A 22,065-nucleotide genomic window follows, 5' to 3' on the forward strand; every position below is an offset into this window, starting at 1 on the left:
CGCGACGGCGCCATTGACGGCCCCGGACCCGTGATCTACAAGTTTACGAACCGGAACATCGCGTAACCGCCGCACCGGGAGGCCCACATGTACCGTCAGGTCCTCGACCCGCTGGCCGGATCGCTGTACTGGTCCGCGCTCCTCGCCGCGTTACCCCTGCTGACCCTGTTCGTCCTGCTCGGCGTCTTCCGCCTCCGCGCCCAGTTCGCGGCGCTCGCCGCCCTCGCCCTCGCGCTCTGTCTGGCCGTGTGGGTCTGGGACATGCCCGGTTCGCAGGCCCTGTCCGGCGCGGTCGAAGGCGCCTTCTACGGCCTCTTCCCCGTCCTGTGGATCCTCGTCAACGCCCTGTGGATCTACCGGATGACCGAGGTCACCGGCTGGTTCGCCGTCCTGCGCCGCTCCTTCCGCACCGTCTCCACCGACCAGCGCGTCCAGGGCATCCTCATCGCCTTCTGCTTCGGCGCGCTCATCGAGGCCCTCGCCGGATTCGGCGCCCCCGTCGCCATCACCGCCGTCATGCTGGTCGCCGTCGGCATCGCCCCGCTGAAGGCGGCGACCGTGGCCCTGGTCGCGAACACGGCACCGGTCGCCTTCGGCAGCATGGCCGTCCCCCTCACCACCCTCGCCGGCGTCACGGGCCTGCCCCTCGACGACCTCGGCGCGATGGCCGGCCGCCAGACACCCCTGATCGCCGTCTTCGTCCCCCTGGTCCTCGTCTTCCTCCTCGACGGCCGGCGCGGAGTCCGGGAGACCTGGCCCGTCGCGGTCGTCGCCGGACTGACCTTCGCCATCGCCCAGTTCGCCGCCGCGAACTACATCAGCGTCGAGGTGACGGACATCGTGGCGGGCGTGGTCGCGCTGGTCTCGGTCCTGGGATTCCTACGGGTGTGGCAGCCGGCGCTGGTGACGGTGGGCGGGGGCATCGATACGTACGAGGGGACAGCCGCGATCGCCGGTGTCGGCGCGGACTCCCGTCCAGGGTCTCTCGGCAGGTCCGGTTCCGCCGGTGGCCCCGGGGCTGCGGGCGACCCCGGTTCCGAAGAGGCCGCGAAGGGCAGCGCCCTGATGGCCTTCGCACCGTACCTGATCATCGTCGCCCTCTTCGCGCTCACCCAACTCGGCCCCGTCAAGGACTGGTTGGCCGTCCACGGCGTCGTCTCCTTCTCCTGGCCCGGGCTCGACGTCCAGACGCCCGCCGGCCAGCAGGCCGGAGCCGTCACCTTCAAGCTGGAGCACCTCAAGGCGGCCGGCACGATCCTGCTGGCCGCCGGGCTCCTCACCATGGCCCTGTACCGCCTCGGTCCCGGCCCGGCCGTGAAGGCGTACGGCGCGACACTGCACCAGCTGCGCTGGACCGTCGTCACCGTCACCTCCGTCCTCGCCCTGGCCTGGGTGATGAACCTCTCCGGCCAGACCGCGACCCTCGGCACCGCCCTCGCCCAGACCGGCGCCGCGTTCGCGTTCTTCTCGCCGATCGTCGGCTGGCTCGGCGTCGCGGTCACCGGCTCCGACACGTCCTCCAACTCCCTCTTCGGGGTCCTCCAGGTGACCGCCGCCCACGAGACCGGCCTCGACCCGGTGCTGCTGGCCGCCGCGAACTCCACCGGCGGTGTCCTCGGCAAGATGCTGTCCCCGCAGAACCTCGCCGTCGCCGCCGCGTCCATCGGCATGGCCGGCAGCGAGAGCGTCATCTTCCGCAAGGTCCTCGGCTGGAGCCTCGGCCTCCTCGCCGGGTTCGCGCTGATCGTCTACCTCCAGTCGACACCGGTCCTGGACTGGATGACGGTCTGAGCCGCCGCTCACCCGGACGCGGCCACCAGGCTGCCGGGCCGCCCCGCACATGGAACCGTCGGGAACACCCCCGAACGAACGGACCCCCGCCATGAAGATCCTCCTGATCGGCGCCACCGGCATGATCGGCTCCCGCATCGCCGCCGAGGCCCGCGCCCGCGGCCACGAGGTCACCCCCGCGAGCCGCTCCGGCAAGGACGGCATCGCCCTCGACGTCACCGACCCCGCGGCGGTCACCGCGGCCGCGGCCGGCCACGACGCCGTGGTCTCCGCGATCTCCCCGCCCCGGGACGGCTCGGACCCCGCCGCCCCGCTCCTGGCGGCGTACCGCTCCCTCCTGGACGGGCTGCGCGTGGCCGCCGTACGCCGTCTGATCGTCGTGGGCGGGGCCGGGAGCCTCAGGACGCCGTCCGGGCAGGACCGCGTGGACACCCCCGACTTCCACGAGCTGTACAAGCCGGAGGCATTGGCTCAGCGGGAGGTCCTGCGGCTGCTGCGCGCCGACGCCGGGGACCTCGACTGGACCTACGTCTCCCCGGCCGACGTGATCACTCCCGGCGAGCGCACCGGGACCTTTCGGCTGGGCAGGGACGACCTCCTGTACGCACCCGACGGCAGCAGCCGTATCAGCGCCGAGGACTACGCGGTCGCGCTGGTCGACGAGGCGGAGAAGGGGGAGGCGATCCGGCGCCGGATCACCGTCGCGTACTGATCACCCGACGGCGTAAGGAGTCCGTCAAAACGGTCACCCCCGGCGTGAAGAAGGCGCTAGGAACGATCGGAAACGATCACATTCGGGCCGACCCTGAGTGCACCCGCCCGCACGAAGGAGCCCCCGGCCATGTCCGTCCTGACCGCCGCCGCCCCCACCGGGGAGGAGCCGCCCGATACCGGCGAACGGCACCGCCTCACCGCCGTCACCGGCCTGGCCGCGCTCTCCCTGGACGCGATGGCGTCGGTCGCCTACGGCCCCGAGGCGATCGTCCTCGTCCTGGCCGCCGCCGGGGCGGACGGGCTCGGCTTCACCCTGCCGGTGACGCTGGCCATCGCCGCTCTGCTCGCGGTGCTCGTCGCCTCGTACCGGCAGGTCATCGCCGCGTTCCCGGACGGCGGCGGCTCCTACGCCGTCGCCAGGGCGCACCTCGGCGCGCGCACCGGCCTCGTCGCGGCGGCCTCCCTCGTCCTCGACTACGTCCTGAACGTCGCTGTCGCCGTGACCGCCGGGGTCGCGGCGCTGACCTCGGCGTTCCCCTCCCTGTACGGGGACCGGCTGTGGCTGTGCCTCGCGGTCCTCGCGCTGGTCACGGGGGTGAACCTGCGCGGCATCGTGGAGTCGGCGAAGGCGTTCATCGTGCCGACGGCCGTGTTCGTCGGCTCGGTCCTCGTCATGATCGGCGTCGGCCTGTTCCGCTCGGCGCCGGTCAGTACGGCCACGGCGGACGGCCACCCCTCGGTGCTCGCGGACAACGCGACGACGGTCGGCGCGCTGCTGTTGCTGAAAGCTTTCGCCTCCGGTTGTGCCGCGCTCACCGGCGTCGAGGCCATCGCGAACGCGGTCCCCTCCTTCCGCATCCCCCGCGCCAAGCGCGCCCAGCACGCGGAGGTCGCCCTCGGCGCGGTCCTCGGCCTGATGCTGATCGGCCTGTCCGTCCTGATCGGCCGCTTCCACCTCCAGCCCGTCCAGGGCGTGACGGTCCTGGCGCAGCTCGCGGACGCCTCCCTGGGCCACAACTGGGCTTTCTACGTCATCCAGTTCGCGACGACGATCCTGCTCGCGCTGTCCGCGAACACCTCCTTCGGCGGACTGCCCGTCCTGCTGAAACTCCTCGCCCGCGACAACTACGCACCCCACGTCTTCGCCCTCAAGGCGGACCGTCAGGTCCACCGCCACGGCGTCCTCGCCCTCGCCGTCGTCTCGGCCGCGCTGCTCGTCCTCTCCGGCGGCGACGCCAACACCCTCGTCCCGCTCTTCGCGATCGGCGTGTTCGTCGGCTTCACCGTCGCCCAGGTCGGCATGGTCCGGCACTGGCGCCTCGAACGCGGGCCGGGATGGGCCGGGAAGGCGCTGCTCAACGGCTTCGGCGCCCTCCTGACAGGGGTCGCGGCCGTCGTCGTCACGGCGGAGAAGTTCACGGAAGGGGCCTGGCTGATCGTCATCGCCCTGCCGCTGCTGGTCGCCGCCTTCGAGACCGTCCACCGCGCCTACGCCGGCATCGGCGAACGCCTCGGCCTCGGCCGCGTCCCCGAGGCCCCGCGCCGGGTACGCTCCCTCGTCATCGTCCCCGTCTCCTCCCTGTCCCGCCTCACCTCGCAGGCCCTCACCGCGGCCGGCTCCCTCGGCGACGAGGTCCGCGCGGTCACCGTCTCCCACCCCGACCCCGAGGACCGCGCCACCCTGCACGCCCTGGAGCGCGCCTGGTCCGACTGGGACCCCGGCGTCCCCCTGATCCGCCTGAGCTGCGAACACCGCTCCCTGGGGCGCCCCATCGCCGCCTACGTCCGCGACACGGCCGCCGCCGACCCGCACACCCAGGTCATGGTCCTCATCCCCGAGACCGAACCCGCCCACCTCTGGCAACGCCTCCTTCAGAACCAGCGCGGCGCCGTCCTCGCCCACGCCCTGCGCCGCGAGACCGACGCGGTGATCTGCCGCCTGCGCTTCCGCCTCACCTGACGACCTGGGCACCGGTTCCGTCAACGTCCCGTCAAGGGACCGCGGCAGGCCGGGGGAGTGGCCCTAGGGTCGGTCACGAGCCCCGGTCCCGCCTCCCCGCGACCGGGGCGTTCCCGGCGTTGTGGTACGCCCCTGCGCACCCTCAGCGCAACACCCTCAACCCCCGCAACCGGTTCAGCGCCGCGGCGATCTCGTGGCGTCGGGGTACGGCGAAGTCGTCGTCGTGGACCGTCCGCAGCGCGGCGACGGGATCCGCGCCGGCGAAGTCCGCGTCGAGGAGGTCGAGGGCCTCGGCCAGCGTCCGGTCACGGGTCAGGTGCCCGTGCCGGACGAGGAGTTCGAGCGCGAGGCCGATCCCCGTGACGTGCGAGGCGTCGGCGAGCGGCTCGACGGCCCGCAGGTCGATGTCGTGCTCGCCGAAGACCAGGTAGTCGGTGCCCCGCGACCGCACCCGGCTGCGCCCCTTCACCGTCGAGTCCACCGACGACGGGTCGACACGGCGGGCGACGACCCCGGGGAAGGAGTCCGCCTCGGCCCGCCGCCCCGTCGGCACGGCGGCGATCTCCCGCGCCCGCCCGGTCACGTCGTACGGCCGGTACGCGTCCATCATCACCACCCGGTCGGCGACCTCCAGATAGTCCCCGCTGCCGCCCATCACCAGCACCGTCGACACCCCGTGATCCCGGTGCAGCGAACGGACCGAGTCCACCAGCGGCGTCAGCGGCTCCCGCTCCTTCGCGACCAGGGCCTGCATCCGCGCGTCCCGGATCATCAGGTTCGTCGCGGCGGTGTCTTCGTCGATGAGCAGCACCCGCGCCCCGCTCTCCACGGCCTCGCACAGGGACGCGGCCTGCGACGTCGACCCGGACGCGTTCGGCGTCGAGAAGTCCGCCGTGTCCGAACCGCCCGGCAGATGACTCACGAACGCGTGCACGTCCACCCGCTCCACCGGACGGCCGTCCTCCGCCCGGATCTTCACCGTGTCCGGCACCGAGACGGCCAACTCCCGCCCGTCGCCCGGAACGTGGTCCCACACGCCCGTCTCCAGCGCCCGCAGCAGCGTCGACTTCCCGTGGAACCCGCCCCCGACGATCAACGTCACCCCTTCGGGCACCCCCATCCCGCTCACCGCCCCCGCATGCGGCAACTCGACCGTCACCCGCAGCTCCTCGGGCGACCGGAACTCCACCACCCCCTCACCCCGCGCGGGACGGTCGTCCGCTCCCGTCCGCCGGGCCGGCGACGACCCGTCCGCGACGAACCCGACCAGCCCGAGACCGGGCAGCGCCGCCCGCAGCGCCACCGAGTCCTCCACCGCCGCCACGAACTCCCGCACCCGCTCCGCGTCCAGCGCCGCCAGACACAACGCCCGCTCGGCGACGCGGGGCAGCACCTGACACAGCAGCCGCCACGCCGCCCGCCCGTCGATCCGGCGGTGCGGCCCCGGCAGCGCCACCCCGAGCCGCAACGTCACCGACCCGTCCCCGGCGTCCACCGTGCACGCGTTGCGGTCCAGCACCTCCTGACCGCCCGCGTCCAGGTGCAGGTCCCGCTCACCCGCCACCTCCCGCGCCGCCTGCCGCACGAGATACCCGGCCAGCGCCCGCCGCCGCACCGCCGAGTCCCACAACTCCTGGGGGAAACCCGCCTGTTCACCCGGCACCCGGACGGCGACCCGCGCGGGTGGCGCGTACGGATCGGCCTGCCCGCGCACGATCTCCAGCAGCACACCCCCGGGCAGCTCCCACGGCCCGGTGAGCCCCCGGTACCGGCTGTAGGACGCCCCGTCGAGCTGCTCCAACTCCCGGTCCAGGCCCTGCCGGATCCGGCCCGTGCGCTCCGGACCCTGCCGGGTACGGCCCGAACGCTCCGACGGTCCGGTGGGTCGCCCATGACGGCGCATACCGTGCTCACTTCCTCGCTGCGAAACCGCACATCCACATCCGCCCCCACTGCTGGCCCCTGTCCGGCCGGTGCCCGGGTCACGGGAGGGAGACCGTCGGATCGTACTGGGAGGAGATCTGGAAGACCCCCGGCCCCCGCGCCGTGAGCCGCGTGAACTCGCCGTCCTTCCGCAGCCGGGCCCCGTTGTCGGCCCGCAGCCAGGGGGAGTACGCGAGCCGTACCGTCACCGACCCGGCCTTCGGCAGGTACACCACGAGGTAGGCGTCCTCGTCCGGTGCCCGGACCACCTCCCCGGGCGCGGACACCAGCGGCACGGCGTCCCGCACCCGGTACAGCTTCCAGTGCGCGTCGCTCCACACCGGCTCCAGCCAGCCGGGCCCGCTACGGATCAGCTCCGCCTCCGCGGCCCCCGAGTGATCGGGCACCGCGTCCGGGACGGCGACGAAACCCACCGCCCACCGGTCCAGCCACGCCCGGTACGAGGCCGGCGTGAGCGTCCCGTCGTAGAAGATCCGGCCCCGTTCGACATCGAGCTGGGTGTTCCAGCCCCGCGCCATGTTGACGTGCGGCGACAGGACGGCGGCCTCGCGGTGGTCGTGCGCCGGGACGACCTCGACGCGGCCCTGCCCCGCGCCGAACCGGTCGAGCGCGTGCAGCAGGCCCTTGGTGTCGGCGGCCCACGCCGGGACCTGGCTCGACCCCTTGAGGAAGGACACGGGCGTCCCCGATCCCACCCAGAACAGCGACCCCGCCAGCGCCAGCGCGAGGCCCCCGCGCCGCAGCCGGGCGCCCGGAGCCGTCGAGACCAGACCCGCCAGCAGCACGGCCGGCGCGAAGAGCAGCGCGAGCCGCTCGACGTTGCTGCCGATCGGCGTCGCGAGCAGATAGGAGAGCCCGACCCCCGCCGCGTACACCGCGCCCCCGAGCCGCACGACCTTCCACCCGCGCGGCGCCCACACCGCCACCGCGAGCCCGAGCCCCAGCGGCCACCAGATCCGCCCGGCCGCCATCGGCTCCTCCCCGTCGAAGGGGAACAGCAGCGTCGTCGCCCCCACCACGAGGAACGGCGCGAGAGTCAGCGCGGCGGCCCGCCACCAGTCCCGCACCAGCCCGTACGCCGCACCCGCGACCACCAGGAACAGGCCGGCCACCGGACTGCCCGCCGTCGCCAGCACCGCGAACCCGGCGGCCAGGAACAGCCGCCGCCCGCCCACCAGCACCACACACGCGGCCAGCGCGAAGGCGACCCCGAGGGCGAACGTCACCCGCCCCGCCGCCACGTTCACCCACAGTCCGAACGCCGCCATCAGCGCGGGAGCCAGCGGCCGGCGGATCCCCGATCTCACGAACAGCTCGCCGGCCAGCCAGCTCGCCGCCAGCCCCGAGGCCACGGCGACCGTCCGCACGCCGAGGAACCCCATCAGATACGGGGAGACGAGGCTGTAGTTCGCCGTGTGCAGACCGCCGAACCAGAACAGGCCGTACGCCGAGTCCCCGTGCTCGGCCGCGAACCGCGCCCACGCCTCCTGCGCGGCCAGGTCACCGCCGCCGTTGGCCCGCAGCAGTGCCCACACGGCATACAGGGGGAGCATCGAGACCGCCGCCAGCAACGGCACCCGCCGCCGACGCGCCGCCCCGGACCAACGCCGCCACAGCGAGGGGGCGGTCCGGCCGGGGCCGGTGACTGTGTCGAGCGCAACGGTCACGGGAGGGCGCCTCCGATCGAAGAGCGGGTGTCGGCGACGAGACGCCTCCGCACCGCGATACGGCCGGTGGGACCACTCCCGTCGCCTTCCAGTCTCGGCCGCCGCACCACCGCCCCACCTCGGCCGAACGGCCAGACATCCCGCCCGGATCCCCGTCCACAATCGGCCGTTCGGCCGAGGCGCACCCCGCTCGGCCTGTGCTCTCCTGGGAAGCCACACCCCGGCACTCCGCCCTCACACCTCCGCACTCCGCCTCTCGATCGCCCGCACCACCGCCACCATGTCCTCCCCGCCGTGCCCCTGCTCCACCGCCTCCCCGAACAACGCGTGACACACATCGAGCAACGGCGACGCAACCCCCGCCTTCCGGGCGGCCTCCGCGATCAGCCGGTTGTTCTTCAGTACGTCCGCCGCGCCTGCCTGCACCCCGAACTCCCGCTCCACCAGCTTCGGCGACTTCATCCGCGACACCTGACTGGCCATCGGCCCGGCGTCGAGCACCTCCCGCAGCAACGCCGGGTCGAGCCCTTGCCGCTCGGCGAAGTGGAACGCCTCGCTCAACCCCGTGACCAGCGTGATCAGGAACAGGTTCACCGAGAATTTCATCAGCAGCGCCCCCGGCACGGCCCCGCAGACGAACGTCTCCCGGCACACCGGCGCCAGCATCGCCCGTACGGCCGCCACGGCGTCCTCGTCCCCGGCGAGCATCCCCACCAACTGCCCCTGCTCCGCCGGGACACGCGACCCGGAGACCGGCGCCTCCACATACCGCCCGCCCGCCGTACGGACGTCCTCCTGGAGCCCGGCGGAGTACTCGGCCGACGTGGTGCCCATGTGCACGAGGATCCGCCCGGCGACCCGCGCCGCGAACTCCGGCGTACCCCGGCCCAGCACGGCGTCCATCGCCGCCTCGTCGGCCAGCATCAGCACGACCGTGCCGGACCGCTCGAAGACCTCCCCGGGGCCGGCCGCGACCTCGGCGCCGGCGGCGCGCAGCGGCTCGGAGCGCTCCGGTGAACGGTTCCACACCACGAGCGGGGTGCCCGCGCGCGCGAGGTTGAGGGCCATGGGCTGCCCCATGACGCCGAGACCGACGAAGCCCACGTACGACATGCCGCACCACCACTCTCCGGGGACTATGACCGCTGTCATGGTAGCCCGCGCTATGACAGCGGTCATAGACTGGTCCGAGGGCAGGGAAAGAGGACACGGAAAGGGAGGTGCGCCAGTGACGGAACACGGACCGCGCGAGCGGATGGTCTTCAGTGCCGCCCAGCTCATCCGGCGTGACGGAGTCGCCGCGACCGGCATGCGCGAGGTCGCCGCCCACGCACAGGCGCCGCGCGGCTCCCTCCAGCACTACTTCCCCGGCGGCAAGGAACAACTGGTCAACGAGGCCGTCCACTGGGCGGGCCGGTACGCCGGAAACCGCGTCCCCCGCTTCCTCGCCGCGCTCCCCGCACCGACCCCCAGCGGCCTCTTCGCCGAGATGGTCCGCCAGTGGACCGACGAGTACACGACCTCCGGGTACGCGGGCGGCTGCCCCGTCGCGGCCGCCACGATCGACTGCGCCGAGACCGTGCCCTCCACCCGGGAAGCCGCCGCCGGCGCCTTCACCCAGTGGACCGGCGCGGTCGCCGAGGCCCTCACCGGCATGGGCGTACCGCACCACCGCGCGACCCCGCTCGCCACCCTCATGATCAGCACCGTCGAAGGCGCCCTCCTCATCGCGCGGGCCGAACGCAGCACCCGGGCCCTGGACACCGCGACCCGCGAACTCGGCCCCCTCCTCGACGCCGCGGTCGATCAGGACACCCTCACCTGACCGGCGCGCTGCTGCGCCCCTCCCGCCGCCCGCTCAGCTCGACGTCCAGCGTCTCCTGCGCGACCCGCATCCCCTCCACGTGCTCGGGCCACGTCAACCGCTCCCACATCTCCTCCTCGGCCACGTCCTCGACGTGCTGCACCACCCACCACACGTTCCCGAACGGATCCCGAACCCGCCCGCCCCGCTGCCCGAACGCACTCCCCATGACGGGCGTGACGACCCGGCCCCCGTCCGCGACAGCCCGCGCGACGACGTCATCCGCGTCCGCCACGAACACCCGCAGCAGACTCGGCATCACCGGCCAGTCCTCCCGCCGGTCGAACGCCAGCACCACGGTGTCCCCGACCCGCACCTCCCCGTGCCCCACGGTCCCGTCCTCGGTGACGACCCGGGCCAACTCCACACCCCCGAACACCCGCACGACGAAATCGAGAAACGCGCCGGTGTCCTCGGTGACGACCCAGGGGGCGACGGTGGTGTAGCCATCAGGCTGTACAGACATGGGATTCCCTCTCGCCGAAGTACGTTGACGACGACAGTAGGAGGCAACTAGGACGCCCCCTGTCCTAGACGATCCCGAACACCCGGCCGACCCGCTCCACCAACTCGTCCTCCGCCAACGCGACATCGACACGGATCGCGGGCAGCCCCAGCCGCCCGGTCTCCCGCTCCAGCCGCTCGACGAACATCGCGTCCCGCTCCGCGAGATTCCGCGCGGCCCTCTCGGGATCGCTGGTCCGCCGGACGAAGCCCTCGCCGGAGGCCGAGCGCCCCCGGATGGCCGCCTCGCGGAAATCGGGGGTCGGCAGGAGCCAGACGGCGTGGAGGGGATCGGCGAGCAGGGGACGGACGAGATGCGGGAGAAGCCGGAACCCCTCGACGACGACAGGCCGGTCCCGCGGCAGCCGGAGCAGATCCTCGACGATCAGACCGAACCCCTCACCCCGGTACCAGTGGAACGTCTCGAACATCGTCCGCGCCGACCGCTCCACCCACCGCTCGTCCATGCCCATGGCCATGAACTCGTGCAGAAACGGCGCCTGTTGGGGAGTGGTCCGACCCGCATGGTCCGCCATCGTGTCGTCGGTGACATACAGGTCCCAGCCATGGCGTACGGCGAGCCCGCGCGCGATCGTCGACTTGCCCGCGCCCGGTCCGCCCCCGATCCAGCGGACGTGACGCAACCGCTCCGCGAGACTCACGCCCTCAGTCACCCTGAGCCCACGCGGCCACCGGCAACGACAGATACACCCCGAAGTCCTCCAGCCCGGTCGCCTCGGCGATGCCCTCGTGCAACAGCTCCACCCGCTCCTGACGATTCCCCGCCCGGCTCTCGAACCACTTGGACCGCACCTCGATCACGACATCGAGCCCACCACTGTCATACGGCCCCCGACACCGAAACCTCAAGTCCACGTCCCCCGGCTGGAGTTCCCCGTCGTACGGCTCCTCGGGGCACTCCACGGCGACCGACACCAAGTGCGGCAGCACAGCCCCGAGTTCCCGCAACGTCCCCGACGGAACCTGAGGGGCGTAGACGATCTCCACAAGCGGCATCGGCCCACCCTAACCGGCGCCGTCCGCGTACAGGCAGAAGGGATGCCCGGCGGGATCGATCAGGACGCGGACGGTGTCCTGCGGCTGGAACTCGGCTTCCCGAGCGCCGAGTTCGAGCGCGTGCGCGACGGCGACCCGGAGATCGGTGACCTCGAAGTCGAGGTGCGTGCTCATCCGCGGGGCCCCCTCCCGCGCGGGCCAGACCGGAGGGACGTACCCGTCGGCACGCTGGAACCCGAGATACGCGACGCCTTCCGCAGGCGCGATCGCGGCCCCGTCGTCGTCCTCCTTCGCGATCGGCCACCCGAGCAACTCCGAGTAGAACCGGGCGAGTCGGTGGGGATCGGGGGCATCGAGGACCACGCCCCACCAGTCGTGCCGCGCCCTGCGGGGTACGTCGGGATCGGGCTCAGGCCGCCCGCGCACCGCGCCTCACACCCCCGCCCGCCCCGCGTCGTACTCCCGTCGCGCCCGTTCCACCCGTTCCCGGTGTTCGTCGGTCCAGCGCGCGAGTGCCCGGATCTGTACGGCGGCCTCGTGGCCGAGGTCGGTGAGGGAGTACTCGACGTGGGGTGGGACGACGGGTTTGGCGTCGCGGTGGACGAGGCCGTCGCGCTCCAGGCTGTGGAGGGTCTGGCCGAGCATTTTTTCGGTGACCTCGCCGACGGACTCCATGGCGGCGATCGCCCGGCGTAGTTCCGTGAAGCGGTGGGTGCCTTCGAGGAGGCGGATCAGGACGAGGACGCCCCAGCGGCTGGTGAGGTGTTCGATGGTCAGGCGCTGGGGGCACAGCGGGGTGCTGACGGGCATCTCAGTACCGTACTTCAAAGTACGTACTCACGCAGAGTGACGAGAACTCCTAGGCTTCCGGGCAGGAACACCACCCCCTGTGAACAAGGAGCCCTCATGAGCCACGTCGTCACCGGAGCCTCTGGGAACCTCGGCCGGCTGGTCGTCGAAGGACTGCTGGAGAAGGTCCCGGCCGACCGCGTCACCGCCGTCGTACGCAGCGAGGAGAAGGCCGCCCCCTTCACCGCACGCGGCGTACGCACCGCGATCGCCGACTACAACGCCCCGGACACGTTCGCGGACCTCTTCTCGCCCGGCGACCAGGTGCTGCTGATCTCCAGCAGCGAGATGACCGCCGACCGCGTCGCCCAGCACCGGACCGTCATCGACGCCGCCGGCGCCGCGGGCGTCGCCCTCCTCGCCTACACCAGCGCGACCGGCGGCCACGAGGCCCCGCTCACCGAGGCGCACCGGGGCACGGAGAAGATCCTCGCCGCCTCGGACGTACCCCACACGGTCCTGCGCAACAACTGGTACAGCGAGATCTTCACGGACCGCCTCGACGAGGTGATCGCCCACGGCACCCTGACCCGCGCCGCCGGCGACGGCCGGATCGCGTCGGCGACCCGAGCGGACTACGCGGCCGCCGCCGTCGCCGTCCTCACCGGAGAGGGCCACGCGGGCAGGACGTACGAACTGGGCGGCGACGAGGCCTGGAACTTCACGGAGTTCGCCGCCGAACTGACCCGCCGCAGCGGCAAGCGGATCGCCTACCGCCAGGTCACCCCCGACGCCTACGCGGACCTGCTGACCGCCACCGGCCTCCCCGCCCTCTACGCCAGGATCCTCGCCGACGCGGACGCGTCCTTCGCGCGCGGTGAACTGGCCCGTACGACCGGCGACTTGTCCCGTCTGACGGGCCGCCCGACGACTCCGATAGCGGCGACGATCGCGGACGCCCTCAAGTAAAGCCTTTTGAACCGCCGCCCGACCCGGGTGATGATCACCGGTCATGGAGTTCTTCTGCTACCACCGTGACCGCGCCGGCTCCCTGCCCCTGCGTGAGCGGCTCACCGAGGCCCACTGGTCCTACATGGACGGCTACGTTGAGGAACTGATCGCCCGGGGACCGACGTTCACCGTCGACGGCGAGACCCTCACCGGCAGCGTCCACATCGTCGACCTCCCCGACCCGGCGGCGGCCCGGGCGTTCGCCTTCGACGAGCCCAACTACCAGGCCGGCGCCTACCGGGACGTCCTCCTGCGCCGCTGGCGCAACCTCCTCGGACGCACGATGTGGGACTTCCCGGGCGGGCGCGAGGACGGCAACCGCTACCTCGTGCTGGGCCTCGCCCCGCACGAGGGCACGGACCTCGCCGTACCGGCGGACACCGACGAACTCATCGCGTTCGGGCCCCTGTTGTCGGACGACGGCACGGACTGGCTGGGTACGGCGGCCCTGTTGCGGGCGGAGACCCCGGAAGCGGCACGCGAGGTGCTGGCCGGGTACGAGGAAACGGAGGTGTACGCCTGGGAGTTCGGCGGGCGGCGCTGAAGCGGTCGCCTGCAACGACATCCGCTCAGGCCAGTTCCTCCGACACGACATCGGTGGCCCGGCCCCGCCGGTTCGTCGCGGTGACGGACAGCGCGTCGAAGGCGGCATGCCGGGCGGCCTCGAACGGGACGCGGCGGCCGTCGGCGAGCACGACCAGACCGGGATCGTCGGGGTCCGCGAAGGAGTCCCGCTCCTCGTCCCAGTCGATGCCGTATCCGGCCCAGACCACCAGCTCGAAGCTGTCCTCCCCGTCGGCGTCGACATACACCTGGTCCGCGCGGCGCGTTCGCAGCCCGTCCGCGTCCCAGCTCTCGCAGAACATCGCGTCGTAGCCGTGCACCGCGCCGTCGAACAGCAGAATCCGCTGCCCCGGCTCGGTCACCGCGTACACCAGCGCGGGCAACTCGTCCCCGCAGACCAGCCCCTCCCACCGCTGCCCGTAGTAGTGCAGCCGGAACCGCGTACGGCCGTCCTCGGCGCGCAGCCGCCCGGCCCAGCCGGCCTCCAGGAGCCCTGCCCAGAAGTTCTCGGACACATTGCCGGGCCGGTCGGCCGGCACGGTCAGGCCGAGCAGGTGAGGCGGCCCGGACTTCGGCAGGTCAGTCGTCATGCGCCCCATCATCGTCCACCCGGCCCGAACGCCCGCCCCACCACCACAACCCGGCCGCCACGATCCCGAGCCCCACCGTCGCCGCCCCGGAAACCGCCAGCACCCCCCGAGCCCCGAGCGCCGCGGTCAACGGCCCGCCCAGCGCCGCCCCCACCGGCGCCGCCGTGAGCAACGCCGCGCCCCGCGCCGCCAGTACGGTCGTCAGCCAGGCGGCCGGCGTCCGCTCCTGGAAGAGCGTGAACGACAGGGCGACGAACGGACCGTAGATCACCCCGCCCACGCCGAAGCAGAGCAGCGTGACGGCGGCGGGCGCCCCCAGCCCGAACGGCACGAGCATGAGCCCCCACCCCACGACGATCCCGACGGTCACCGGCCACAGCGGAAGCCTCCGCAGGGCGCCCGCGCCGAGCGCCCCCAGCACGGCGCCCACGCCGAAGAGCATCCAGTACAGCCCGAGCAGCCCGGCCCCGGACCCGAGATCGTCGGTCACGTGCAGGGGAAGGGCGACCTCGACAGGGCCGTACAGAAAGTTGAACAGCCAGGTCAGCGCCAGAACTCCGAGCAGCTCGGGCTGGCGGCGCAGCAACCGCAGCCCGTCGCGCGAGCGCCCCGCGTCCACGGGAGCGTCGGTCACCCCGCCCCCCTCACGCAACCGCCCCGCCTGGAGGGCGAGCACCGCGAACGACAGCGCGTCCGCCCCGATCAGCCAGGCGGGCCCCACCCACGCCACCAGCAGCCCGGCGAGCGCGGGCCCGAGGATGATGGACGCGGAGGCGCTGGAACTGAGCAACGCGTTGGCGGGGAGCCGCTGTTCGGGCGGGAGCAGCTGGGAGACCAGCGAGTACCTCCCGGCCCCGCCCCACGCGTGCAGCACGGACGACCCGGCGAGCAGCGCCACGTACAGCACGGGATGCAGCACCCCGGCCGCCCAGGCCACCGGCACACACCCCAGCATGGCCGCCCGTACCCAACTGTCCACCACCAGCAGCCTCTTGGGCGCCATCCGCCGCAGCCACCGCCCGAACACCAACGCCCCCACGGCCCCCGGAAGCGCGTACGCCGCCACAGCCGCCCCCACCACGAACCCGGCCCGCCCCTCGGGCGCGATCAACACCCCCAGCCACGCCACCGCGACCACACTCATCCCGTCCCCGAGATCGGAGACCGCCAGCGCGGGCAGCAGACGCCTGAACCCGCCGTGGGCGAACAGGGGTTGATAGGAGCGGGGTATGACGCGACGAGGCGAGAGGATGATCACCTGCCCACGTTAAGGGAACGCCCGGGGACCGGCCGGCGAACGGGGCCGGACCTCCGGCCGGTGGGCTCGTCAGCGCAGTACGGTGCCGCCGTCGACGTTCAGGACCTGCCCGTTGACCCACGACCCCTCGTCGGAGAGCAGGTACGCCACCATCCCGGCCACGTCCTCGGCGCGGCCGTGGCGTGTGCTGCGGGTCCGGTTCAGCATGGAGCGGAGCATCTCGGGCGGGGCGCCGTGTTCGATCTCCGGTGTCAGGATGAGTCCCGGCGCGACGGCGTTGGCGCGGATGCCCTCCTTGCCCCAGCGTGAGGCCACGTGCCGGGTGAGCGCGTTGATGCCCGCCTTCGTCGCGGCGTACGCCGGGCGCTTGGCGTCGCCGGTGAACGAGGCGATGGAGGACGTGTAGACGATCGCCCCGCCGCCCCGGGCGAGGAGTTCGGGCAGGGCGTGGCGGGAGACCAGCATGTGGCCACGGAGGTTGACGGCGATGGTGCGGTCCCAGATCGCGAGGTCGATGTCGACCACGTCGGTGTCCTTGCGCACCGCGCCCATGTCCCCGGCGTTGACATGGACGGCGTCCAGGCCGCCGTAGGTCCGCGTCGCGGCCAGGACGAGATGCCTCACCGAGGTGTCGTCGGAGATGTCGAACCCGACCGCGACCGCCTCACCGCCTTCGGCGCGGATGCCGGTGGCGGTCTCCTCGGCGCCGTCGGCATCGAGGTCGCCGACGACGACTCGGGCCCCCTCCTGGGCGAGCCGCCGCGCGGAGGCGGCGCCCAGCCCGGTGGCCGCGCCCGCGACGAGGATCACCCGGTCCTTGAGCCTGTGCACGCGGTCCGCCCCCTGTGTGTGGATATCGACATTCTCTTATGCGAGAACGTCAATCTCGCATCCAAAGTACGCCGGTGCCGAGACGGCTTCAAGCCCTGGGACGCGGGGACCGGACCATATCGGCCACGCCTCCAACTGAACCGGCCTGAAGGTGGGTTGAGGGCCGGACCAGTGATCCCTAGCCTCCTGTGACACTTGAATGGAGGCTCTTCCATGGCCCGAGCACTGAACCTGTTGTCGACGGTGGTCCTGGCGTCCGGCGCCCTGCTGGGTGCCGGCACGCCGGCCGGCGCGGCCGACCCGGCACCGGAGATCATCCCGATCGACCTCCTGCTGGCCGGCTCCTACACGGACGCGTCCCGCGAGGCGATCGAGATCTGGAACAAGGCCGTTCCGACGATCAAGTTCGTCGAGCAGGACACCCCGGCGGCGTTGCGGGTCATGGAGTACAAGACGGCCAAGGGCGTGCAGTCCCACGTCAACATCAAGGGCGCGGGCCGGGGTTGGGTGTACCTGGAGGTCGGGGACGCCCAGCTCTACAAGCCTTCGCGCATCGTCGTCCACGAACTCGGGCACATCCTGTCGCTCCCCGACCTGGGGCCGGGGAGCCCGTGCTCCAAGGTGATGTCCGGCGCCTGGGGCGGGTCGGACTGCGAGAACGTCCAGCCCGACGCGGCGGAGAGAGCGGCCGTCAGGGACTTCTTCGCGGCCAACGACGTCGGCGACCGGGTCCCCTGGTGGGCGTCGGCACCCGCCGCGCGGTAGGACCGGCTGCCGCCGGGCGGTTACGCGGCGCTGCCCTGAGCCCGGACGGCGACGTCCGCCCACTCCTGCCAGGTCTTCACCCGCTCCGCATAGACCTGCGGGACGAAGTGGAGGGGGAAGTCCCCGAAGAAGATCCGCAGGGGCGGGTTCTCGGCGTCCACGACCTTCAGCAGGGCGGGGCCGACGGCGGTCGGGTCGCCGTTCGGGACATTGGCGAGGTTGGCGACCACGGCCGCGTGCAACTCCTCGTACGCGGGCAGGTGTTCGGAGAACGAGGCGGAGGAACCGCCCCAGTCGGTGGCGAAACTGCCGGGCTCCACCAGGGTGACCTTGATGCCGAAGGCGGCCACCTCCTGCGCCAGGGAGTCGGTGAGCCCCTCCAGCGCCCACTTGGACGCGTTGTAGCCGCCGACCAGGGGGAAGGTGATGACCCCGCCGACGCTGGAGATCTGCACGATGTGCCCGCCGCCCTGCGCCCGCAGGAGCGGCAGGACCGCCTGCGTCACCCACAGGGCGCCGAAGAAGTTGGTCTCCATCTGGTCGCGGACGTCGCGCTCGGTGAGTTCCTCGACGGCGCCGAACAGGCCGTAACCGGCGTTGTTGACGACGACGTCCAGGCGGCCGAAGTGCTCGTGCGCCCGCCGCACGGCCTCGGAGACGGCGGCCTTGTCGGTGACGTCCAGGGCCAGCGGGAGGACCGCTTCGCCGTGGACGGCCACCAGGCCGGCGAGGGAATCGGTGTCGCGGGCGGTGGCCGCGACCTTGTCGCCGCGCTCCAGGGCGGCCTGGGCGAACTGGCGGCCGAAGCCGCGCGAGGAACCGGTGATGAACCAGACCTTGGTCATGGGGAAGACTTCCGTTCGAGGTGAGGTCTCTGTCGGAGACGCGCAAGTGACTGGAGGGCGGAAATGTCGTCGAACGCGGCGCAGGACGAGCGAGTGGCGTCCGGACTCGACCGGCGCACGGAGCTGAGGGAGTTCCTGCGCTCGCGCAGGGCCCGGATCCGGCCCGAGGACGCGGGTGTGCCGTCCTACGGCAGGCGGCGCGTTCCCGGCCTGCGGCGCGAGGAGCTGGCGCAGCTGGCGGGAGTGTCGTACGCGTACTACGCGCGCCTGGAGCAGGGGTACGGCGAGAGCATGTCGGCCGAGGTGCTGGACGCCGTGGCCCGCGCCCTGCGCCTGGACACGGAGGAACGCGGCCATCTGGTCCGGCTGGCCCAGCCCGAGCGGCAGAGCCCGCTGCCGGCCCCGCAGGAATTGCGGCCCAGCGTTCAGCATCTCCTCGACGCGCTCGGCGTACCCGGCTACGTCGTCAGCCGGCGGCTGGACATCCTGGGATGGAACCGGCTCGCCGCCGCAGTCTTCGGCGACTGGGGCGGGCTGCCGCCCGAGGAGCGGAACGTGGCCCGGCTGATCTTCCTCTCGCCCGAGGCGCGCGAGCGGTTCGCCGATCCGCAGCGCAGGGCCCTGGAGCTCGCCGGGGTGCTGCGGGTGAACGCCGCGAAGAGCCCCGGGGACCCGCGTCTCTCGTCGCTGATCCAGGAGTTGTCGCACAAGAGCGCGGACTTCCGGCAGCTGTGGGACCGGCACGAGGTGATCTGCGGCGGCGCCGGCGACGTGGTGGCGATGCGGCACCCGGTGGTGGGGGAGTTCGACCTCGTCCGCGAACCCATGGCGCTGCCGGGGGACACCCCCATGCGGCTGACCACCTTCCACGCCGAGCCCGGCTCCCGGTCGGAGAAGGCCCTGCGGATGCTGGCCGAACTGGAGGCGGAGCCGCAGCGCTGAGACGGGGGGCACAGGGGGCCTTTCAGGAGACCGGAGCGGGGACGCGGGACAGGGGAAGACCGGTGCCGCCCCGGGCCCGGGCGGCGATCTCGGCGGTGATGGAGACCGCCGTCTCCGCCGGGGTGCGGGCGCCGAGGTCCAGGCCGGTCGGCGACCGCAGGAGGGCGAGCCGCTCCTCGGGCACACCGGCCTCCCGCAGACGCTCCAGGCGGTGTTCGTGGATGCGCGGGGAGCCCATCGCCCCGACGTAGCCCACCGGGAGGCCGAGAGCCACGCGCAGCAGCGGGACGTCGGACTCGGCGTCGTGGGTGAGGACCCAGACCACGGTGCGCGCGTCGACCCCGGTGCTCTCCAGGTAGCGGTGGGGCCGCTCGACGACGACCTCGTCGGCGTCCGGGAAGCGCTCGGCGGTGGCGAACCCGGGGCGGGCGTCGCAGACGGTGACCCGGTAGCCGAGGAGCCGGCCCGCCCGGCTGAGAGCGGCGGCGAAGTCGACGGCGCCGAAGACGAGCATGCGGGGCGGCGCGGCGGAGCTGTGGACCAGGAGCGTCAGCTTCTGCGGGCCCGCGTCGACCTCGACCCGGGCGGTCCGGCCCGCCCGCAGCAGCGGGAGCGCCCGGCCGGCCACCGTACGGTCCTCCTGACGGCTGCCCAGCGTCCCGCCGTACGCGCTGCCGTCCCTGAGGAGCGACAGGGTACGGCCGAGCAGCCGCTGCGGGCCGTCGATCACCTGCGCCACGGCGACGGGCGTACCGGCCGTCGCCTGTTCCAGGGCGTCGGCGAGGTGCGGTTGGCCGGCGGGGTCGATCCGCTGGACCAGGACCTCCAGCTCGCCGCCGCAGGTCAGGCCCCCGGCGAGGGCGTCCGCGTCGGAGTAGCCGAACGAGGCCCGGACCGGGGGTTCGCCCGACGCCAGCACCTGCCCGCACAGCTCCTGGACGGCGCCCTCCACACACCCGCCGGAGACGCTGCCGACCGCCTCGCCGTCGAGGCCCACGGCCAGGGCGGTGCCGGGCGGCAGGGGCGCGCTGCCGCCGGCCCGCACGACGGTGGCGAGGGCGAAGGGGCGGTCCTCGCGGCACCAGCGGGACAACGTGTCCGCGATGTTGAGCATGACGGTGTCTCCTGAGGGGGAGGGAGGAGCCCGCCGCCGGGACGGGGGGACAGTCACGGCGGCGGGCCGTTCGGGGGGCTTCTCGGCCTGGAGGATTCAGAGCGACGCTTCGGCGGTGACGGACAGTTCGCGGACGCGGCGCCCGGTGGCGTGGAAGACCGCGTGGGCGACGGCGGGCCCCCCGCCGATCGCCACGATGGGGACGGCCCGCTCGACCGCCCGCACGGTCTTCACGTAGCAGCCGCAGATGTTCCCGCTCATGGACTCCCGGATCCCGGCCGGCGACTCGGGGGTTCGATGGACATGCCCACTCTCTCGGACGGTGGAAGGCGGGGGCGGTACACCGATCACTCTGCGGGACGCGCCGCGATCCAACGAGCACACGTCGTTGGGACAACTCGGCTGTGTACCACTGGCGTTGGTACGTCTGGCAGTAGTCGGCAGAGCGGCCCACCGGCGAGGGCCCCAGGCAGGAGCGGCCGGGGCGTGCGGCCGTCCCGGCGCGGGTGCGGGCGCCTCGCCTACGGCTTTCCCGCGGCCAGTTCCTCGACGCGGGCGTGCAGACGGCCGACGTGGTGTTCGTGCTCCGGCTTCATCAGGACGCTGCGCAGGACGCGCGCCCCGTCGGCGTCCGGGGCGAGGTGCGGGTGGCGGGCGTGGAACGCGGCGCGGTCGGCCCGCAGGGTGCTGAGGAACACGGGGTCGGGACCGGCCATGCCGGCGGCGAGGACGCGCGCGGAGGCGGCGTCGACGGCGGACAGGGTGGCCGGGGTGGCGGTCGGGAAGTAGGTGACGATGTCCAGTTCGGGGTCCTGGTAGAGGGTCAGCAGGTCGGAGGCGGTGATGAGGTCGGCCCAGCGCAGGGCGGCCCGGCGTCCGGCGGCGAGGACCCGGCCGAGGCCGGCGGGGGTGGGCGGCAGGAGCTGGAAGGTGAGCCACAGGGCGGCCGCGGAGGCGCCGGCGCGGGAGCATTCGAGGCTGATCTCGCCGAGGTGGAGTTCGGCGGAGGTGAAGTACGTGTAGGGCGAGTCGTGGAGGTAGAAGCGCCCGACGTCGGGGTCGCGGAAGAGGACGGCGCCGCAGCCGTACGGCTGGAGGCCGTGCTTGTGCGGGTCGACGACGACCGAGTCGGACTGTGCGACCGCCTGCCAGGGTTCGGGTGCCAGCCCTTCGGCGCCGGCCAGCAGCGTGAAGAAGCCGCCGTACGCGGCGTCGACGTGGACGCGGACGCCGTGGCGCCGGGCGATCGGGAGCGCCAGGTGGACGGGGTCGATCGCGCCGAGGCCGGTGGTTCCCGTGGTCAGGACGACCGTGCCGACCTCGCCGGTGCGCAGCAGGTCCTCCAGCGCGTCGAGGCGGATACGGCCGCGGTCGTCGGTGGGGACGGGGTGGCCTTTCACGCCGAGGACGTGGCACATCCGGCCGTGGGTGTAGTGGGCGTCGGCGCTGTAGGCGACACCCCGGCCGGGATGGAGTTCGCGGGCGACGAACAGCGCCTCCAGGTTCGCGATCGTGCCGCTGGTGGTGAGGTGGCCGAGGTGCGTCTCGTAGCCGAACATCGCGGCGAGCCGCGCGACGGCCTCGCGTTCCATCGCGGCGGTGGCGGGGCCGCCGTCCAGCGCGTGGTTGTTGGGGTTGATCAGCATGGCGGTGAGGTGGCCGACGACGGCCGCGGGGTGCGGGGGCTTGAGCATCTGGCCCGCGTAACGGGGGTGGAAGAAGGGGTAGTTGTCCTTGAGCCGGTCCGTGAACTCGCCGTAGGCGGCGGTGAGGCGGTCCTCGTCGACGAGCAGGGACGGGTGGGTGTCGTAGGGGCCGTAGGTGTCGGCCCAGTCCTGTATCGCCTGGGTGGCCCGCCCGAGCCAGTGCTGCAGATCCATGGTCGAAACTCCCGG

Annotated in this window: 23 protein-coding genes; 8 read left to right on the forward strand and 15 right to left on the reverse strand. The window is 72.9% G+C overall.

Annotated features, from left to right (window positions below; translation table 11 throughout):
* Nucleotides 1-87 precede the first annotated feature (87 nt).
* The 3 genes from ACLZOT_RS00915 to ACLZOT_RS00925 all read left to right on the forward strand — a co-directional run bounded on the left by ACLZOT_RS00915 (nucleotide 88) and on the right by ACLZOT_RS00925 (nucleotide 4,465).
* Nucleotides 88-1,791: an L-lactate permease gene (locus ACLZOT_RS00915; RefSeq protein WP_416966694.1), complete on the forward strand. Its 1,704-nt coding sequence runs from the start codon at nucleotides 88-90 to the stop codon at nucleotides 1,789-1,791.
* A gap of 91 nt (nucleotides 1,792-1,882) precedes the next feature.
* Nucleotides 1,883-2,503, forward strand: a complete 621-nt coding sequence (locus tag ACLZOT_RS00920) for an NAD(P)-dependent oxidoreductase (protein ID WP_416966695.1) — start codon at nucleotides 1,883-1,885, stop codon at nucleotides 2,501-2,503.
* A gap of 129 nt (nucleotides 2,504-2,632) precedes the next feature.
* Nucleotides 2,633-4,465, forward strand: coding sequence for an APC family permease (locus tag ACLZOT_RS00925; RefSeq protein WP_416966696.1), 1,833 nt, complete (start codon nucleotides 2,633-2,635; stop codon nucleotides 4,463-4,465).
* 142 nt (nucleotides 4,466-4,607) lie between these two features.
* Here the strand turns inward: ACLZOT_RS00925 and ACLZOT_RS00930 are convergent, their stop codons facing one another.
* The 3 genes from ACLZOT_RS00930 to ACLZOT_RS00940 form a co-directional block, all read right to left on the reverse strand.
* Nucleotides 4,608-6,368: a P-loop domain-containing protein gene (locus ACLZOT_RS00930; protein ID WP_416966697.1), complete on the reverse strand. Its 1,761-nt coding sequence runs from the start codon at nucleotides 6,366-6,368 to the stop codon at nucleotides 4,608-4,610.
* Between the two features lie 79 nt (nucleotides 6,369-6,447).
* Nucleotides 6,448-8,025: a hypothetical protein gene (locus ACLZOT_RS00935; RefSeq protein WP_416966950.1), complete on the reverse strand. Its 1,578-nt coding sequence runs from the start codon at nucleotides 8,023-8,025 to the stop codon at nucleotides 6,448-6,450.
* Nucleotides 8,026-8,310: 285 nt separating this feature from the next.
* The gene (locus ACLZOT_RS00940) at nucleotides 8,311-9,189 is read right to left on the reverse strand and encodes an NAD(P)-dependent oxidoreductase (RefSeq protein WP_416966951.1); all 879 of its coding nucleotides are present in this window, start codon (nucleotides 9,187-9,189) and stop codon (nucleotides 8,311-8,313) included.
* Between the two features lie 142 nt (nucleotides 9,190-9,331).
* Here ACLZOT_RS00940 and ACLZOT_RS00945 point away from each other — a divergent pair, with 142 nt between their 5' ends.
* Nucleotides 9,332-9,901, forward strand: coding sequence for a TetR/AcrR family transcriptional regulator (locus tag ACLZOT_RS00945; RefSeq protein WP_416966952.1), 570 nt, complete (start codon nucleotides 9,332-9,334; stop codon nucleotides 9,899-9,901).
* Here the strand turns inward: ACLZOT_RS00945 and ACLZOT_RS00950 are convergent.
* The 5 genes from ACLZOT_RS00950 to ACLZOT_RS00970 all read right to left on the reverse strand — a co-directional run bounded on the left by ACLZOT_RS00950 (nucleotide 9,894) and on the right by ACLZOT_RS00970 (nucleotide 12,271).
* Nucleotides 9,894-10,406 (reverse strand): VOC family protein, encoded by a 513-nt coding sequence (locus tag ACLZOT_RS00950; protein WP_416966698.1) that lies wholly within the window; start codon nucleotides 10,404-10,406, stop codon nucleotides 9,894-9,896. The genes ACLZOT_RS00945 and ACLZOT_RS00950 overlap by 8 nt on opposite strands.
* Nucleotides 10,407-10,470: 64 nt before the next feature.
* The gene (locus tag ACLZOT_RS00955; RefSeq protein ID WP_416966699.1) at nucleotides 10,471-11,106 is read right to left on the reverse strand and encodes a hypothetical protein; all 636 of its coding nucleotides are present in this window, start codon (nucleotides 11,104-11,106) and stop codon (nucleotides 10,471-10,473) included.
* Between the two features lie 4 nt (nucleotides 11,107-11,110).
* Nucleotides 11,111-11,461: a hypothetical protein gene (locus tag ACLZOT_RS00960; protein WP_416966700.1), complete on the reverse strand. Its 351-nt coding sequence runs from the start codon at nucleotides 11,459-11,461 to the stop codon at nucleotides 11,111-11,113.
* A gap of 9 nt (nucleotides 11,462-11,470) precedes the next feature.
* Entirely contained in the window at nucleotides 11,471-11,887 is a 417-nt protein-coding gene (locus ACLZOT_RS00965; protein ID WP_416966701.1) for a VOC family protein, read from the reverse strand.
* Between the two features lie 6 nt (nucleotides 11,888-11,893).
* Entirely contained in the window at nucleotides 11,894-12,271 is a 378-nt protein-coding gene (locus ACLZOT_RS00970; protein WP_416966702.1) for a winged helix-turn-helix transcriptional regulator, read from the reverse strand.
* A 96-nt stretch (nucleotides 12,272-12,367) separates the two neighbouring features.
* Between ACLZOT_RS00970 and ACLZOT_RS00975 the strand changes: the two genes are divergently transcribed.
* The gene (locus ACLZOT_RS00975) at nucleotides 12,368-13,219 is read left to right on the forward strand and encodes an NAD(P)H-binding protein (RefSeq protein ID WP_416966703.1); all 852 of its coding nucleotides are present in this window, start codon (nucleotides 12,368-12,370) and stop codon (nucleotides 13,217-13,219) included.
* A gap of 43 nt (nucleotides 13,220-13,262) precedes the next feature.
* A complete protein-coding gene (locus tag ACLZOT_RS00980; RefSeq protein ID WP_416966704.1) occupies nucleotides 13,263-13,805 on the forward strand; it encodes a YciI family protein in 543 nt (180 codons plus the stop codon).
* Nucleotides 13,806-13,830: 25 nt separating this feature from the next.
* Here the strand turns inward: ACLZOT_RS00980 and ACLZOT_RS00985 are convergent, their stop codons facing one another.
* From ACLZOT_RS00985 to ACLZOT_RS00995, 3 genes are all read right to left on the reverse strand, one after another.
* The gene (locus ACLZOT_RS00985) at nucleotides 13,831-14,415 is read right to left on the reverse strand and encodes a hypothetical protein (protein WP_416966705.1); all 585 of its coding nucleotides are present in this window, start codon (nucleotides 14,413-14,415) and stop codon (nucleotides 13,831-13,833) included.
* Complete coding sequence (locus ACLZOT_RS00990) at nucleotides 14,405-15,673, reverse strand: MFS transporter (protein WP_416966706.1); 1,269 nt, start codon at nucleotides 15,671-15,673, stop codon at nucleotides 14,405-14,407. Before ACLZOT_RS00990 ends, ACLZOT_RS00985 begins: the two co-directional genes overlap by 11 nt.
* 69 nt (nucleotides 15,674-15,742) lie before the next feature.
* Complete coding sequence (locus tag ACLZOT_RS00995) at nucleotides 15,743-16,504, reverse strand: SDR family NAD(P)-dependent oxidoreductase (protein WP_416966707.1); 762 nt, start codon at nucleotides 16,502-16,504, stop codon at nucleotides 15,743-15,745.
* Nucleotides 16,505-16,717: 213 nt separating this feature from the next.
* On the opposite strand from ACLZOT_RS00995, the gene ACLZOT_RS01000 reads away from it, so the two are divergent.
* Nucleotides 16,718-17,269 (forward strand): snapalysin family zinc-dependent metalloprotease, encoded by a 552-nt coding sequence (locus ACLZOT_RS01000; RefSeq protein WP_416966708.1) that lies wholly within the window; start codon nucleotides 16,718-16,720, stop codon nucleotides 17,267-17,269.
* Nucleotides 17,270-17,289: 20 nt separating this feature from the next.
* On the opposite strand, the gene ACLZOT_RS01005 is transcribed toward ACLZOT_RS01000, so the two are convergent.
* Entirely contained in the window at nucleotides 17,290-18,114 is an 825-nt protein-coding gene (locus ACLZOT_RS01005; RefSeq protein WP_416966709.1) for an SDR family oxidoreductase, read from the reverse strand.
* 63 nt (nucleotides 18,115-18,177) lie between these two features.
* Between ACLZOT_RS01005 and ACLZOT_RS01010 the strand changes: the two genes are divergently transcribed.
* Nucleotides 18,178-19,056, forward strand: a complete 879-nt coding sequence (locus tag ACLZOT_RS01010; protein WP_416966710.1) for a helix-turn-helix domain-containing protein — start codon at nucleotides 18,178-18,180, stop codon at nucleotides 19,054-19,056.
* A 22-nt stretch (nucleotides 19,057-19,078) separates the two neighbouring features.
* Here the strand turns inward: ACLZOT_RS01010 and ACLZOT_RS01015 are convergent, their stop codons facing one another.
* From ACLZOT_RS01015 to ACLZOT_RS01025, 3 genes are all read right to left on the reverse strand, one after another.
* The gene (locus ACLZOT_RS01015) at nucleotides 19,079-20,170 is read right to left on the reverse strand and encodes an XdhC family protein (protein ID WP_416966711.1); all 1,092 of its coding nucleotides are present in this window, start codon (nucleotides 20,168-20,170) and stop codon (nucleotides 19,079-19,081) included.
* Between the two features lie 96 nt (nucleotides 20,171-20,266).
* Nucleotides 20,267-20,431 (reverse strand): hypothetical protein, encoded by a 165-nt coding sequence (locus ACLZOT_RS01020; protein ID WP_416966712.1) that lies wholly within the window; start codon nucleotides 20,429-20,431, stop codon nucleotides 20,267-20,269.
* A gap of 260 nt (nucleotides 20,432-20,691) precedes the next feature.
* Entirely contained in the window at nucleotides 20,692-22,050 is a 1,359-nt protein-coding gene (locus ACLZOT_RS01025) for a pyridoxal phosphate-dependent decarboxylase family protein (protein ID WP_416966713.1), read from the reverse strand.
* Nucleotides 22,051-22,065 lie beyond the last annotated feature (15 nt).

It is taken from the genome of Streptomyces sp. 4F14 (assembly GCF_048159485.1).
Taxonomy (GTDB): domain Bacteria; phylum Actinomycetota; class Actinomycetes; order Streptomycetales; family Streptomycetaceae; genus Streptomyces.

Coding starts and splice junctions, on each gene's coding strand:
- ACLZOT_RS00915 (WP_416966694.1), top strand. CDS start 88: ATGTACCGTCAGGTCCTCGACCCGCTGGCCGGATCGCTGTACTGGTCC.
- ACLZOT_RS00920 (WP_416966695.1), top strand. CDS start 1,883: ATGAAGATCCTCCTGATCGGCGCCACCGGCATGATCGGCTCCCGCATC.
- ACLZOT_RS00925 (WP_416966696.1), top strand. CDS start 2,633: ATGTCCGTCCTGACCGCCGCCGCCCCCACCGGGGAGGAGCCGCCCGAT.
- ACLZOT_RS00930 (WP_416966697.1), bottom strand. CDS start 6,368: ATGCGCCGTCATGGGCGACCCACCGGACCGTCGGAGCGTTCGGGCCGT.
- ACLZOT_RS00940 (WP_416966951.1), bottom strand. CDS start 9,189: ATGTCGTACGTGGGCTTCGTCGGTCTCGGCGTCATGGGGCAGCCCATG.
- ACLZOT_RS00945 (WP_416966952.1), top strand. CDS start 9,332: ATGGTCTTCAGTGCCGCCCAGCTCATCCGGCGTGACGGAGTCGCCGCG.
- ACLZOT_RS00950 (WP_416966698.1), bottom strand. CDS start 10,406: ATGTCTGTACAGCCTGATGGCTACACCACCGTCGCCCCCTGGGTCGTC.
- ACLZOT_RS00960 (WP_416966700.1), bottom strand. CDS start 11,461: ATGCCGCTTGTGGAGATCGTCTACGCCCCTCAGGTTCCGTCGGGGACG.
- ACLZOT_RS00970 (WP_416966702.1), bottom strand. CDS start 12,271: ATGCCCGTCAGCACCCCGCTGTGCCCCCAGCGCCTGACCATCGAACAC.
- ACLZOT_RS00975 (WP_416966703.1), top strand. CDS start 12,368: ATGAGCCACGTCGTCACCGGAGCCTCTGGGAACCTCGGCCGGCTGGTC.
- ACLZOT_RS00980 (WP_416966704.1), top strand. CDS start 13,263: ATGGAGTTCTTCTGCTACCACCGTGACCGCGCCGGCTCCCTGCCCCTG.
- ACLZOT_RS00985 (WP_416966705.1), bottom strand. CDS start 14,415: ATGACGACTGACCTGCCGAAGTCCGGGCCGCCTCACCTGCTCGGCCTG.
- ACLZOT_RS01000 (WP_416966708.1), top strand. CDS start 16,718: ATGGCCCGAGCACTGAACCTGTTGTCGACGGTGGTCCTGGCGTCCGGC.
- ACLZOT_RS01005 (WP_416966709.1), bottom strand. CDS start 18,114: ATGACCAAGGTCTGGTTCATCACCGGTTCCTCGCGCGGCTTCGGCCGC.
- ACLZOT_RS01010 (WP_416966710.1), top strand. CDS start 18,178: ATGTCGTCGAACGCGGCGCAGGACGAGCGAGTGGCGTCCGGACTCGAC.
- ACLZOT_RS01015 (WP_416966711.1), bottom strand. CDS start 20,170: ATGCTCAACATCGCGGACACGTTGTCCCGCTGGTGCCGCGAGGACCGC.
- ACLZOT_RS01020 (WP_416966712.1), bottom strand. CDS start 20,431: ATGAGCGGGAACATCTGCGGCTGCTACGTGAAGACCGTGCGGGCGGTC.
- ACLZOT_RS01025 (WP_416966713.1), bottom strand. CDS start 22,050: ATGGATCTGCAGCACTGGCTCGGGCGGGCCACCCAGGCGATACAGGAC.